This is a genomic window from Citrobacter sp. C13 (genome assembly GCF_014596815.2).
GTDB lineage: Bacteria > Pseudomonadota > Gammaproteobacteria > Enterobacterales > Enterobacteriaceae > Citrobacter > Citrobacter portucalensis.
The window spans coordinates 1,493,013-1,506,411 of the sequence record NZ_CP115024.1; the positions used below are offsets into that span (position 1 = coordinate 1,493,013).

Genomic DNA, 13,399 nt, shown 5'->3' on the forward strand with positions numbered 1-13,399 from the left:
GTTAGGCCGCCATGAACGACATTGGTTCCTGTAAAGAGTGTAAAACTGAGTCAGGACAAAACCACGAGGGGGCATGAATGATCGGACGCACAATGTACACCCGAAAATTAATGTCAGCCAGAAATAATTACTCAAGATTCGTAAATGTTTTTAGGGCGATTAAGGGCAAAATTTCGCCTATATATAATTCGTTGTTTTTATGATGCTTAAATAAACGACGGAGAAACAGTGTAATAGTAAGCGGTCGAATGATTTTTGTGAATAAAATGTTGCTCAAATTGCATGCAGATAGGAATTGTCTTAGAATATAAAGTTAAGGGAGTGTAAGGACTTACGTTAAGTTTACGGCAGACAGGAGGTATCGCTATGCTCTATTTCTGGATCTTTCTCATACTGAGCATTCTGTGCGTCAGTTGCTATATCTGGCAGGTTATAGGCGCTGCGGCGTCAATTAGCGCTTTTCTCGGCATGGCCATCCTTACGGCATTAATTTACGTTTTTACTATGCGGCTGACCAATGGTGACGAAATGGTAACTGGATTATTCCTGTTTCTTGCCCCGGCATGTGGTTTGATCATTCGCTTTATGGTCGCAGACGGTAAGCAATAATTTGGAATGTTACGTTTAGCAATAAATTATCACCTTAAGTTATTTATTATTTGTCTGAGTTTATTGAAGTGCCAGCATCGCTGGCACTTTTTTGTGAGACCGAAATGAATTACCGGGCATCCGCCAACTGGAGTGATGCTTCTTCTTGTTGAGCATTTTTTCGCTGTTGTTCAAGTTCCAGCGCACCGCGATGAGAGAGGTAGCAGAACAGGATGCAGCAAACAATACCCCCCATCAGCAGATAGAAGCCGCCGTGCCACCCCATTTTGTCGACCATTACGCCAAACAGACTGGTGCCCAGCGATGCGCCAAAAATGTAACTCATAAATCCGCGCAGTCCTACTGCAGAACCTACTGCGAAGCTGGGGACGATTTCCATCGTCTGAACAGAAGCGAGGAACTGTGGAACATAGATCAGGCAACCCACAATGGCGGCAAAAATAGTGACCATCAGCAGGGATTCACTTTTCCAGTAGCCGATCAAACAGACGAAAATCAGCGCCATACAAATCATGGCCAGCGGCATGCGACGGCCTTTAAACAGTTTATCGGTAAGCCAGCCCGCCAGTAATGTGGAAGGGATTGCCGCCCATTCAAAAAACAGAAAAGCGATGCTCATTTGCTCTTTCGAGAAATGTTTTTCGGTTAACAGATAAATAGGCAACCAACTAATCATGCCAAAACGCACCATATGGACGAAGACATCTACCAGTGAAACATACCAGGCATTCTTATTACGCAGCACATAGGTGCAGAAAATCTGGAAGGCACTCATATTTTCTGGTGCCTGGACAGCGTGTCGGGAATTTAATACTACTTTTTCTTCCGGCATCATTTGTTCCAGAGCCGGTAAGCCTTCCTGGCGCGGTGAACCTTTCCCCAGCATCAGCACAATAAAAGCAAACAGTACGGCAACACCGGCCGGGACAATATAGCTGGCGCTTTGCCAGTGCTCGCTCCCTAAAATGGCAAAGGCGGCACCAACAATCGGAGCGACAATACCACCGCCAACGTTGTGAGAAATATTCCAGAATGCGCCGACGCGTCCACGTTCTTTACGCGGAAACCAGTTGGCAATGGTAATAAATGAAGGACCAACGCCCATTCCCTGGAACAAGCCATTGAAAACGACCAGAGCGGCAAAAATCCAGAATCCGGTACTGAATCCTAAACCGACGTTTACGATGGCGCACAGAACCAGGCCGCATGCCATAAAGACCTTAGGGCTGGCCTTGTCTGCCAGACTACTCATAATGCCTTTACTGATCCCATAGGCAATAAGCATACAACTGCTGAGTAGACCAATTTGCGTGGCACTGAGATCCAGATGTTCTTTCAGGTACGGTGTTGAGAGCGTGAAGTTATTGCGCACAATATAGTATGCGAGATAGCCAAGAAATACACTGAGTAATGCCTGAATGCGGTATCGGCCATAAGTTTCCTGGACTTTCTCCGCCGGGACTTTATTTGCCGCTGGCCCTGCCTTAAATATGGATAACATATCATCACCTAAATTTATATTGATGTGAATATCAGGATTTTTCGCAGTGAAGAGTGAAATAGACGGCAGAGAAACTCAAGTTGATGAAATGAGTCACTATTGACACAATTTGTGGATTGCATGGCTGATTTTGACTCTTTTTAAATAATGGATTTTCAATTCTATTCTTTTACGGATGCTTTCATCATCGGCGTGTGCGGATATTAACAAATCCAGACTGCGTTTTCGGGTATTCTTCACCGATGTCGTCACTTTCCGTTTGGTTATTCTACGAATAACCTTATTCTTCCCCTAGTCGGTGATAAACGGGTAAGTTTTGTCTCAATATTATTTTTTGCACATGTTGGTATTTATGAACAGGATCACAAACAGACTTTTGGGCCGGGGGCGTTGTTGGGCGATCTCGCTCTGTTTTATGTCATTGTCGGTGAGTTGCCTGGCGCAGGGTAAAGAGCTGGTAATGGCGACAACCTTTTCACCGGGGGCAACGGCCTGGATTATTCAGCGTTGGCAGACTGAACCGGGGTCGGTGATGATTCGCACGTTAAACCGGACCAGCAGTTCGTTGGAGCAACTGCTGGATACCGCGAATGCGGAAAATGTTGATCTGATTTTGACCTCATCCCCTATGCTGTTGCAGCATCTGCAGGAACATCAGAAGTTGGCGCCCTTCGACAATGCGTTGCCGGAAAGCCAGCGGCTGGTGCCAGACTCTATCCGTTCGACCTCCGTGGCAGTGGCGATATCTGGTTTTGGTCTGTTGATTAATCGTTCTGCGCTGGCGGCACGACATCTGTCGCCTCCTGCCGACTGGGGGGACTTAACGCTGCCCAAATATCAGAACGCGCTGTTGATGAGTAGCCCATCGCGTTCGGATACCAACCATCTGATGGTTGAGTCATTGCTACAGCAAAAAGGGTGGGAAGCGGGGTGGGCGACGCTGCTGGCGAGTGCTGGAAATCTGGTAACGATTTCATCACGCAGTTTTGGCGTAGCCGACAAAATTAAGAGTGGCCTGGGCGTGGCGGGGCCGGTCATTGATAACTATGCCAACCTGTTGCTTAACGATCCTCACCTGGCTTTTACCTATTTTCCACGCTCGGCGGTATCGCCAACCTATGTGGCTGTTCTCAAGAACAGCCAGCACCCCAATGAAGCGCGTCGTTTTATCCGCTATTTGTTAAGCCCGGAGGGACAGCGGATCCTTGCTGATGCGAATACGGAATCTATGGTCACTCCCGTTTTTGCAACACCGATTTTGACGACAAGTTGGCTTGCTTGAATCTATCCGGCGTCTGAATGGGATTTTATTCCCGCGCCTTGATGAGTTCCGCGCCTGATGAACCTCCAGAAAATATACGGCTTCAATGAGCCTTTCCGTTTTACAGGTTCCTCAACAGGCCGGTGGGCCGTTAGTATCATCAATATCAGTATTCGCAAAACCAGATCAGTAATTCTTTAAACCGGTGTATTTCTGCCGTTATGCTACATAAGTTTGCTGTCGTGCCGTTAGGGCCCAGGCTATTCTGGCCAGCTTGTTTGCCAGAGCACAAGTGACGACAAAGTTGCTTTTCCGGCACAGTAAATCCCTGACCCAATCGGCCAATTTGCCAGACTGGTGTTCCAGTTTTTGTATGAATACCCTGGCACATTGAACCAACAAAGTTCGGATCTTTTTATTACCTCGCTTACTAATTCCCAGCAATGTCGTCCTACCTCCCGTGCTGTACTGCCGAGGTACAAGCCCTGTTGCCGCCGCAAAGTCACGGCTGCTGGCGTACTGCTTCCCGTCGCCAATCTCAGTTGAAATAGTACTCGCTGTCAGTGTTCCGACGCAGGGAATGCTCAGCAAGCGCTGTCCAACCTCATCTTCGTCCAACTTTCGTTTCAACTGGGATTCCAAATCTTTAATCTGCTCAACAAGATAGTGATAATGCTGTTGTAATTTCAGCAATAACTGGCTGAGGTAAAGAGGCAAACTATTATCCTCAAGAATGGTACTCAGTCGGCTAATAACGGCAGCTCCTCGGGGAACGCTAATGCCAAATTCCAGCAGAAAAGCATGCATTTGATTGGTTGTTTTTACCTTATCCTGAACCAGGGATTCACGGACACGATGCAGAGCCCGCATTGCCTGCTGAGATTCCGTTCTGGGCTGCACAAAACGCATAGACGGACGCGATGCAGCTTCACAAATAGCTTCGGCGTCGACAAAGTCGTTTTTATTGCTTTTAACGAACGGGCGGACAAATTGTGGTGATATCAGCTTTGGGGAATGCCCCAACTCTTCCAACTTGCGTGCCATAAAGTGAGAACCGCCACAGGCTTCCATTGCGATGGTTGTAGCGGGGCATGTCGCCAAAAATTCGATCAACTTTGGCCGGGTAAATTTTTTACGGTAAACAGCCTTCCCGCGACGATCCTGGCAATGAATATGGAAAGAGTTTTTACCCAGATCGATACCAATGAGCGCAATGTTTTCCATGATAGTTCTCCGAATGAAAGCCTGTCCTCAGCATAGTACCGGGAAGGAGGGAGTGACCATCTCATTAAATATCCGGTAACGCAGCTCGCATCTGATAATCCCCGCGCTGCTCAGCAGGCTATTTTAATGAACCAGCCTCCGCTTAATTATCGACTGATCCTTAAGCGGCAACAGTTAGTGCAGCGGATGTTTGATACCGCCATCAGTTTTCGTCTTGCGCAACTGAAGGATGCATGGCGGGCGCTATACAGTGCGGAAGCGCGCCTGAAGCGCCCGCTACCCGAAATCAGAGCCTTACTGACCAGCGTTCCGATAGATGCCAAAAGTAGTGAAGATGAAGCCTGGCTTGCGCAGTTTGATAATAAAAGCGTTGCCGAACAGCAGATGATGGAGTGGCAGCTCTGGTTTCTTAAAAATCAGCGTCAGGCGATATCAAAACTGGAAGAATTAAAATGAAAGGTGGATCGATACTGCAACGCCTTCGCCAACTCAGCATCAGCAGCAGCCTGCGGGGAGCCTTTCTAACGGGCGCATTACTGACGTTGAGCGTCAGCTGCGTCAGTTTGTACTCCTGGCATGAGCAGAGCTCGCAGATACGCTATTCGCTTGATGATTACTTCCCGCGCGTGCATTCCGCTTTCTTGATTGAAGGAAATCTTAACCTGGTTGTGGACCAGCTAAATGAATTCCTGCTGGCTCCCAATACGACGGTAAGACTGCAACTGCGCAATCAGATAATCTCGCATCTGGATAAAATCGAAGTGCTGAGCAGGGGGTTGCAATCAGCAGAGCAGCAGCAACTGGCGGTGATTTTGCAGGACAGCCGGGCGCTGATGGCGGAACTGGACCGGGTGCTCTACAACATGTTCCTTGTACGCGAAAAAGTGAGCGAACTTTCCGCGCGCATTGATTGGCTACATGATGATTTTACTACTGAGCTGAATTCACTGGTGCAGGATTTTACCTGGCAGCAGGGGACGTTGCTGGATCAAATCGAGGCCAAAAATGGTGATGCGGCGCTGTATCTCAAACGTGCCCGAGAGGTGCAAAACGAGCAGCAGCAGGTCTACACCCTGGCAAGAATTGAAAACCAGATCGTTGATGATTTACGCGACAGGCTCAATGAACTGAAATCGGGTAGCGACGATGGCATGCTGGTGGAGAATCACATCCGCTACCTGGAAAATCTGAAGAAAACGGCGGATGAAAATATTCGTACCCTCGATGACTGGCCCAGCACTATCACACTGCGACAAACTATCGATGAGCTGCTGGAAATCGGGATGATGAAAAATAAAATGCCCGATACGATGCGCGATTATGTCGCAGCGCAAAAAGCGCTGGTTGATGCCAGCCATGCCAGAGAGGCCACGCTTGGGCGCTTTCGAACACTGCTGGAAGCGCAACTGGGGAGTAGCCATCAGCAAATGCAGACGTTTAACCAGCGGCTGGAACAAATTGTTCGCGTCAGCGGTGGGCTTATCCTGCTGGCGACGTTGCTGGCGCTACTTCTCGCCTGGGGGCTTAACCACTACTTCATTCGCTCGCGTCTGGTGAAGCGTTTTACTGCGCTCAACCAGGCCGTGGTGCAAATTGGTCTTGGCAGAACGGATGCCTCTATCCCGGTGTATGGACGCGATGAACTGGGGCGTATCGCAGGCTTGCTGCGCCATACTCTGGGGCAATTGAGCGCGCAAAAAAATCAGCTGGAACAGGAAGTGACCGAGCGCAAGGAGATTGAATCCGATCTTCGCGCAACGCAGGATGAGCTGATCCAGACGGCAAAACTGGCTGTGGTCGGCCAGACTATGACCACGCTGGCGCACGAGATTAATCAACCGCTGAATGCGCTGTCGATGTACCTGTTTACGGCGGGGAGGGCAATCGAACAGGGGCAACCCGCTCAGGCCAGAAGCACATTAACCAAAGCGGAGGGGCTGATTACTCGCATCGATGCCATTATCCGTTCACTGCGTCAGTTTGCGCGCCGGGCCGAACCTGGCACGCCTCTGCATCCGGTCGATCTACGACAAACGTTCAACGGTGCCTGGGAACTGTTGGCCATGCGACACAAGCCACAGCAGGGTACGCTGACGCTCCCAGACCGGGGCGTGTGGGTGGTTGGTGATGAAGTGCGTATTCAGCAGGTGCTGGTAAACGTCCTGGCAAATGCGCTGGATGCCTGTCCGGTTGCGGCGAAAATAGAGGTTCACTGGCAGACCGAAGGCAGCCGGTTGTGCGTATTTATCAGCGATAACGGCCCCGGCTGGCCTGGGGCATTATTACCATCACTGTTAAAACCGTTTACCACCAGTAAGGATGTTGGCCTCGGTATTGGCTTATCGATTTGTGTATCGTTAATGATGCAAATGAACGGCGAACTGCGCCTGGCGTCGACCCCGGGGCGCAATGCCTGCGTCGTTCTGCAATTTAATCTGACGGATGTAAACGATGTTGAGTGATGAATATTCTGTTCTGCTTATTGATGATGATGCCGATGTTCTTGATGCTTACACCCTGTTGCTTGAACAGGAGGGATATCATGTATTCGCATGCAGTAACCCTTTTGATGCCCGAAATTGGCTGCAGGCCGACTGGCCAGGGATAGTCCTGAGCGACGTGTGTATGCCTGGCTGTAATGGAATCGACCTGATGACGTTGTTTCATCAGGATGACAATCAGCTTCCGATCCTGTTGATCACCGGACATGGCGATGTTCCGATGGCGGTGGAGGCAGTAAAGAAAGGTGCGTGGGACTTTCTGCAAAAACCGGTTGATCCTGGCAAACTGCTGGTGTTGGTAGAGGATGCGTTGCGTCAGAGAAAATCTGTGATTGCACGTCGTCACTATTGCCAGCAAAAGCTCCAGGTTGAACTGGTCGGCTACAGTGACTGGGTTAATCAGTACCGCCAGCGTTTACGGCAACTGGCGGAAACGGATATTGCCGTCTGGTTTTATGGCGAGCCGGGAACGGGGCGTATGACCGGGGCCCGTTATTTGCATCAGCTTGGGCGCAGCGCTGAAGGACCTTTTATCCGTGGGGAATTGACGTTAGAGAATGCGGGGCAACTCAATGACCTTATTGCCCAGGCGCAAGGGGGAACGCTGGTCCTGAGCCATATTGAGTGCCTGACGCGCGAACAGCAGCACCAGCTGGTGCATTTGCAAAGTCAGGAGCGGCGTCCGTTTCGCTTAATTGGCATTGGCGCCACTTCGTTGGTGGAACTGGCGGCAACCAACCAGATTGTGGCTGAACTATATTACTGTTTCGCGATGACGCAAATTGGTTGCCAGCCGTTGTCTCAGCGCCCGGATGATATTGAGCCGCTGTTTCGTCATTATCTGCACAAAGCCTGTCTGCGTCTGAACCATCCGGTGCCTGAAGTTGAAGTGGATTTACTGAAAGGCATGCGGCGTCGCGTGTGGTTAAGCAATGTCCGGGAACTGGCCAATGCCGCCGAGCTTTTTGCTGTTGGGCTACTGCCACTGGCTGAAACCGCGAATCCGCAACTGCATTTGCCCGAACCGACACCGCTCGATCGTCGGGTCGACGAGTACGAGCGACAGATCATTACCGAAGCGCTCAATATTCATCAGGGACGCATTAATGAAGTGGCGGAGTATTTACAAATTCCGCGTAAGAAACTGTATTTGCGCATGAGAAAATACGGACTGAGCAAGGAACACTATAAGTTTTAGCAGATGGCATGTGGGGAAGAAGAGCGGGTGACGGTATTTCGGTGGTGGCACTAGCGTTCACCGAAATACGCGACGGAACTCTGGGTGATTATCGGGGTGTTTTTCTTACCACATCAAATCGTCAGGAATGACAAAATCAGCATACGGATCGTCTTCGTCCTTCGCTTCCTGGCTCAGTTCGCAATTTAGAACAATATAGCTTGCATCGCGCTGGGCAATCTTGTCGGCGACAACAGCCGGGATAATGGCGTATTCGCTCTCGCTGCTGCTTTCAGCCGTCAGGCGGGCAATGGCCAGACGGCCCTTGATCAACTGAGACTGGGTTACCTTATCAACATAAACTTTTTTGATCAGGTTATTGTCAGTAAAGTTGTAACCAATATCGCCACGGGAAATGGTGATTTTGTTCATTTCAATCAGTTGCTTGATCTGCGCTTTGTATTCTTTAGACAATGCGGCCTGCTTCTGCTGTTCGCTGAGCTGCTTATCACGCTCGACCTGTGCTTTTTTATTTTCTTCAACCGCTTCTCTGGCTTCACGAGCCTGAACGCGCGATTTTTTCGCCGTTCTCTGCACTTTCGCCATTTTTTTGCTGCTGACCAGACCTGCTTTAAGCATCTGTTCTTGTAGGGTAAGTTTTGTCATTGTCGCTTCTAATCCAAAAAATCGTTGCAAGGATTATAACCTTAACGTTCGGCGGGACGCCAGAATGATGGCCGCAGCCACGGCTGTTATCTTGGGCCGCTGTCACTTGTTCTGTGTCTCTCCTTTTTCTGAATCAGTTGATGATTACCTGATTTTTAATAAAAAATAATATGCCAAATAAGTTAATAAAGTGGAGTATAGGTTTGCAAATTCACATTAGTCAGTGTTTTATTCTAATTGAAGTAATTAAATAGAGTTATACTGGCAAAAATTTAATCTAAAAAACAAACAGTTGCCCATTGTTCAAATTTAAAGAGCCGCTTCTTTACGCCGATAACCATAGTGAAAATATGGATAATGGAGGGAAGTGGCATGTGGTGGGTTTATCGAATGCCGATGAAAATGAAGTTAATAATTGCGCTACAACCATTATTATTGGCGTTATGTTGGTTTGCTGGTTCAGGAATATTAACGCGCATTGAGACAGAACGGCAGATGGAGAATATTGCCCAACTGACAGCGCTCGCACACAGTGCCGGAAATGTAGTGCATGAATTGCAAAAAGAACGGGGGATGAGTGTCGGATTTCTGGGGGCTGCAGGGACTACGTTCAAAGATGAGTTAAACGCACAGCGGGCTTTGACCGATCGCGAGATCGAGGTATTTGTGCGGTCAATGTCCGATACTGCATTACCGGAAGGGGATGTCGCCACCTCTGTCGCCACGTTTAAGAAAAACATTCTTTCTCTCTCCACTATACGGGAGAACGTCACGCAATTAGGGCTTCCGGCTTCAGATGTTGTTAAGTTTTATACCAACGTCATTGCTGATGTGCTGAATTTTGTGGGTAGATTGGGGCAGTTGACGGATTCTGGCGAGATGGCAAACGCATTCGCCGCCTACTACAACCTGCTGAATTTAAAAGAACAGGCGGGTATTGAACGAGCTCTGCTGTCAAATATCTTTTCCTCCGGCCATTTCGCCGACGGACAGTTACATCAGCTCAGTGATGTCGTCAGTAAACAGAACGTTTGGTTGGCAGAATCGTTACGCCTGAGTTCACCGGAACAGGCAGCCATGTTGAAAAGCCGCTTACAGTCAGCAGAAGCGTCAAAAGCCCTCGCATTTCGTGAAACCGCGTTTAGCCATGCCGCCAACGGTGGATTTGGTGTCGATCCTACTACCTGGTTTAAAGTACAAACCCAGCGTATTGAAGTGATGCGGCAGATAGAAAATGTGACGGCGAATCGTCTGTTGGTGAATGCAGAAAAACTCGCGCAGGATGCACGAAAAAACTGGCAAATATATATGGCTGTTAGCCTGTTAGCGCTCCTGGCATCATTGACGTTCGCTGGGGCCATCGCAATTAATATGCACCGTCAGTTTAGTGACACGCTACGCAAGATTGCGGGTATGAATGGCGATCTGACTCAACGTCTGGCGACCCCGGGCAAAGATGAGCTTTCCTCACTTAATCGTGCATATAACACGATGCTGGAAAGTATTCAGCATATCGTACAGGAGATTAAGCAAGGCTCCGTGGTTTTGTCCGATGCCAGTAGCAGTATTACGGCGGGAAATCAGGATCTGGCTCAACGTACAGATGAACAGGCTGCATCAATAGTAGAAGCTGTGGCCAGCATGGAGCAGCTATCAACTGCGATTACGCAAACGGCGGATAATGCCCGCGAAGCGGAGCATCTGACAATCAGACTGGAAAAAGAGGTCCGACAGGCCAGTAACGTTGCCAGTGCGGCAAATCAGAGCATGGGGGATATTCGCGCTTCCAGTGAGAAAATCTCGAATATTGTGACCTCGATTGATGATATTTCGTTTCAGACTAACTTACTGGCGCTGAATGCGGCAGTGGAAGCTGCTCGGGCAGGAGAGATGGGCAGGGGGTTTGCTGTCGTAGCCAGTGAAGTGAGAAATCTTTCGCAGCGTTGCGCCAAAGAGGCTAACCAAATCCGTGAGCTGGTCGCGCAGAATATGGTCAAAATTAGTGAAGGCGTTGAGCGGGTTACGGCATCTGCTACCGCGCTGGAAGCCGCGGCGGATAATACCACCAGTATGAAGCAATATATTGCGGATATCGCTCGTGTGGCGACGGAGCAGTCGCAAGGGGTAACCCAGATAAACCTGGCACTGCGACCGATGGAGCAGGTTACGCAGCAAAATGCGGCGTTGGTATCTCAGGCCGCGAGCGACAGCCAGCGGCTGGATAATCTGTCGGTTACTATGAAGGTGCTGGTTAACCGTTTTGTTGTCTGACGTGGCGCCGTTTAACCGACCCGGAAAACATACCGGGTCGGTTAGTTATCGTATCCTCATGGTGAGGATAGGAAGGAGCATTGGTCAGGTACTTTCAGTGGGTTAGAAAAAGATTTCTGACACAGGGATGTCGTCGCTGGTAAAGTGAGCAACCAATACCGAGATCTGGCCAGAAGGGAATTCAGTGTGACTGAGCGTATTGATTATCAGGCTGAAAAATACAGTTTTACTGAGGCGACAGAGTGTTCCCGTCTTACCGGCCAGTGGGCTGATGTTATTGCTGAATGCCGGGAAATGAAGGCGGGGCCCCAAGAACGTCTTCGTATTGCTTTATTGAATGTGGACTATGTGACCAGCTTTGAGCTGCCTTTCCGCCTGTTATTACTCCGTACTCCACAACTGATTGCCAGCGTGCGTGAAGAGCTGCAGCTTAGTCAGAAAAACGTCATCTTTAACGGCAAACGCTTTGGATGTGTTTACAGCCTGAAAGCGAGTCTCGGCGGGATCCCGGATGAATTTCAGTACCGCCTGTCACATCGTATCCGGCGCATTAGTCCTGCAGGTTCAGGCGAAGCGCCATATCAGCAGATTGCTAAAACAGTAAAAGCGCCGCGTGAACGTCTGAAGCTGGCACTGGAATCGGGCCTTGATGTCACTGCGCTGGACGGGCTTTTCTGGTTTGGCAGCCAGCGTATTGCCGCTGATGTGTTGAGGCTGAGAAAAGCAGGGATGCGGATAGCGACAAAGCAGACAATGGTGTCCGACAATCTTACTGCAACAGTGAGGAATGTGCCGTTTTACCGCCTGGCCAAGGGATGAACTGACTGGTAAATGATAGGATTTTGACTGGATGCCTAAGAATTCATGGTGTCCCCTGCAGGAATCGAACCTGCAACTAGCCCTTAGGAGGGGCTCGTTATATCCATTTAACTAAGGGGACGAAGCGGCACGAGTATAGCGTTTTTTACTCACAACGGTAAGTCTCAGGCCGCCCGACTGCTCAAACAGTCACCATTCAGGCCTGTTTTTTCTGGTTTTTCTGCTTTTGCTCATCACGCTTTGCTTGCAACCTGGCTTCTTCCTTGCGTTTGTTGCTCATATCATTGCGGATCTGCGCATGGCTCATCAGCGCGAAAATAAACGTTCCGCCACAGATATTCCCGGCGAGCGTTGGTAGCGCAAAGGGCCAAAAAAAATCACTCCAGTGCAGCGTGCCATTAAAGACCAAATAGAGAATTTCCACCGAGCCGACGACGATATGCGTGGTATCACCTAACGCAATCAGCCAGGTCATCAGAATAATGACCACAATTTTTGCCGCCCCGGCAGCCGGAAACATCCACACCATGGTGGCAATTAACCAGCCGGAAATGATGGCGTTGGAAAACATCTCTGTTGGCGTATTTTTCATCACATCCATGCCGATTTTGACAAAAGCATCGCGGGTCTCTTCATCAAAAATCGGCATATGTTCAAACGCCCATGCGGCAACCCCGGTGCCAATAATATTACCCAGCAGAACCACGCTCCACAGGCGCATCAACAGGCCAAAATTGCCGAGGGTAGGGTTTTGCATCACCGGTAGTACAGCTGTGACGGTATTTTCGGTAAAGAGTTGCTGACGGGCCATAATGACAATAATAAAGCCGAAGGTATAACCGAGGTTCTCGAGTAAAAATCCCCCTGGCACGCCTTCCAGCTGTACGTGAAAAATCCCTTTAGCCAGCAATGAGGCGCCCATCGACAGTCCTGCTGCGATGGCTGACCACAGTAGCGCCATCGCGTCACGCTCCATCTCTTTCTCCCCATCCTGGCGAATATGTTCATGGATTGCCATGGCGCGGGAGGGGAGTCTGTCCTCATCAAGCTCTATCTTTTTCCCTGTTCGCTTTTCATCGCTTTCCACCTCGAGCTCGTCGCTGTGTCGATCGATCTTATCTTTCTTGATGTCATTCATAGCCGAATCCTGAATAAGCACGTATTGCTAAAGCGTAGCGGCTTTTGTCCGAAAATCAGCGGGAGAAAGTCTGAGATAGCAAAAATAGTAACGTTTGTTTTTATCGGGTTAGTTAGAATAGAACCGCCGCGGAGTGCGCATTACCAGGCTATGATCAAATCAGTAAGACAGGGTATATAGACATCATTTGACGTGCTGTTACAATCGCTCACATCTAAACAGGCGGATACGT

At 49.3% G+C, this 13,399-nt stretch carries 9 protein-coding genes, 1 tRNA gene and 2 pseudogenes; 7 read left to right on the top strand and 5 right to left on the bottom strand.

The window, feature by feature from the left end; genetic code table 11:
• The first annotated feature begins 366 nt into the window (after window positions 1-366).
• The gene (locus IB222_RS07030) at window positions 367-609 is read left to right on the top strand and encodes a DUF2545 family protein (RefSeq protein WP_003834857.1); all 243 of its coding nucleotides are present in this window, start codon (window positions 367-369) and stop codon (window positions 607-609) included.
• Between the two features lie 109 nt (window positions 610-718).
• Here the strand turns inward: IB222_RS07030 and pgtP are convergent, their stop codons facing one another.
• On the bottom strand, window positions 719-2,110 hold the full coding sequence (gene pgtP, locus IB222_RS07035; RefSeq protein ID WP_149385263.1) for a phosphoglycerate transporter PgtP: 1,392 nt from the start codon (window positions 2,108-2,110) through the stop codon (window positions 719-721).
• A 415-nt stretch (window positions 2,111-2,525) separates the two neighbouring features.
• Here pgtP and pgtC (IB222_RS07040) point away from each other — a divergent pair.
• Window positions 2,526-3,332 (top strand): annotated as a pseudogene (pgtC, locus tag IB222_RS07040) (phosphoglycerate transport regulator PgtC); the annotation flags it as partial.
• Between the two features lie 258 nt (window positions 3,333-3,590).
• On the opposite strand, the gene IB222_RS07045 reads toward pgtC (IB222_RS07040), so the two are convergent.
• Window positions 3,591-4,595: an IS110-like element IS4321 family transposase gene (locus IB222_RS07045; protein ID WP_000427623.1), complete on the bottom strand. Its 1,005-nt coding sequence runs from the start codon at window positions 4,593-4,595 to the stop codon at window positions 3,591-3,593.
• 66 nt (window positions 4,596-4,661) lie between these two features.
• Between IB222_RS07045 and pgtC (IB222_RS07050) the strand changes: the two are divergent.
• The 3 genes and pseudogenes from pgtC (IB222_RS07050) to pgtA form a co-directional block, all read left to right on the top strand.
• Window positions 4,662-5,051: pseudogene (gene pgtC / locus IB222_RS07050) on the top strand (phosphoglycerate transport regulator PgtC); the annotation flags it as partial.
• Window positions 5,052-5,062: 11 nt separating this feature from the next.
• The gene (gene pgtB / locus IB222_RS07055; protein ID WP_188055378.1) at window positions 5,063-7,057 is read left to right on the top strand and encodes a two-component system sensor histidine kinase PgtB; all 1,995 of its coding nucleotides are present in this window, start codon (window positions 5,063-5,065) and stop codon (window positions 7,055-7,057) included.
• Complete coding sequence (pgtA, locus tag IB222_RS07060; protein ID WP_149384749.1) at window positions 7,047-8,294, top strand: two-component system response regulator PgtA; 1,248 nt, start codon at window positions 7,047-7,049, stop codon at window positions 8,292-8,294. Before pgtB ends, pgtA begins: the two co-directional genes overlap by 11 nt.
• A 105-nt stretch (window positions 8,295-8,399) precedes the next feature.
• Here the strand turns inward: pgtA and IB222_RS07065 are convergent, their stop codons facing one another.
• Window positions 8,400-8,939 carry a DUF2058 domain-containing protein gene (locus IB222_RS07065; RefSeq protein WP_020996692.1) on the bottom strand — a complete coding sequence of 180 codons (540 nt, stop codon included), beginning with the start codon at window positions 8,937-8,939 and terminating at the stop codon, window positions 8,400-8,402.
• A gap of 372 nt (window positions 8,940-9,311) precedes the next feature.
• On the opposite strand from IB222_RS07065, the gene IB222_RS07070 reads away from it, so the two are divergent.
• Window positions 9,312-11,210 carry a methyl-accepting chemotaxis protein gene (locus IB222_RS07070; RefSeq protein WP_149384750.1) on the top strand — a complete coding sequence of 633 codons (1,899 nt, stop codon included), beginning with the start codon at window positions 9,312-9,314 and terminating at the stop codon, window positions 11,208-11,210.
• Window positions 11,211-11,396: 186 nt separating this feature from the next.
• Window positions 11,397-12,029: a DNA-binding protein gene (locus tag IB222_RS07075; RefSeq protein WP_149384751.1), complete on the top strand. Its 633-nt coding sequence runs from the start codon at window positions 11,397-11,399 to the stop codon at window positions 12,027-12,029.
• 46 nt (window positions 12,030-12,075) lie between these two features.
• On the opposite strand, the gene IB222_RS07080 is transcribed toward IB222_RS07075, so the two are convergent.
• Window positions 12,076-12,150, bottom strand: a tRNA-Arg gene (locus tag IB222_RS07080).
• A 75-nt stretch (window positions 12,151-12,225) separates the two neighbouring features.
• Window positions 12,226-13,167, bottom strand: coding sequence for a formate/nitrite transporter family protein (locus tag IB222_RS07085; protein WP_149384752.1), 942 nt, complete (start codon window positions 13,165-13,167; stop codon window positions 12,226-12,228).
• Window positions 13,168-13,399 lie beyond the last annotated feature (232 nt).

What these genes read in the sequence shown, in the direction of transcription:
- IB222_RS07030 (WP_003834857.1), top strand. Translation starts at nt 367, where the DNA reads ATGCTCTATTTCTGGATCTTTCTCATACTGAGCATTCTGTGCGTCAGT.
- pgtP (WP_149385263.1), bottom strand. Translation starts at nt 2,110, where the DNA reads ATGTTATCCATATTTAAGGCAGGGCCAGCGGCAAATAAAGTCCCGGCG.
- IB222_RS07045 (WP_000427623.1), bottom strand. Translation starts at nt 4,595, where the DNA reads ATGGAAAACATTGCGCTCATTGGTATCGATCTGGGTAAAAACTCTTTC.
- pgtA (WP_149384749.1), top strand. Translation starts at nt 7,047, where the DNA reads ATGTTGAGTGATGAATATTCTGTTCTGCTTATTGATGATGATGCCGAT.
- IB222_RS07065 (WP_020996692.1), bottom strand. Translation starts at nt 8,939, where the DNA reads ATGACAAAACTTACCCTACAAGAACAGATGCTTAAAGCAGGTCTGGTC.
- IB222_RS07070 (WP_149384750.1), top strand. Translation starts at nt 9,312, where the DNA reads ATGTGGTGGGTTTATCGAATGCCGATGAAAATGAAGTTAATAATTGCG.
- IB222_RS07085 (WP_149384752.1), bottom strand. Translation starts at nt 13,167, where the DNA reads ATGAATGACATCAAGAAAGATAAGATCGATCGACACAGCGACGAGCTC.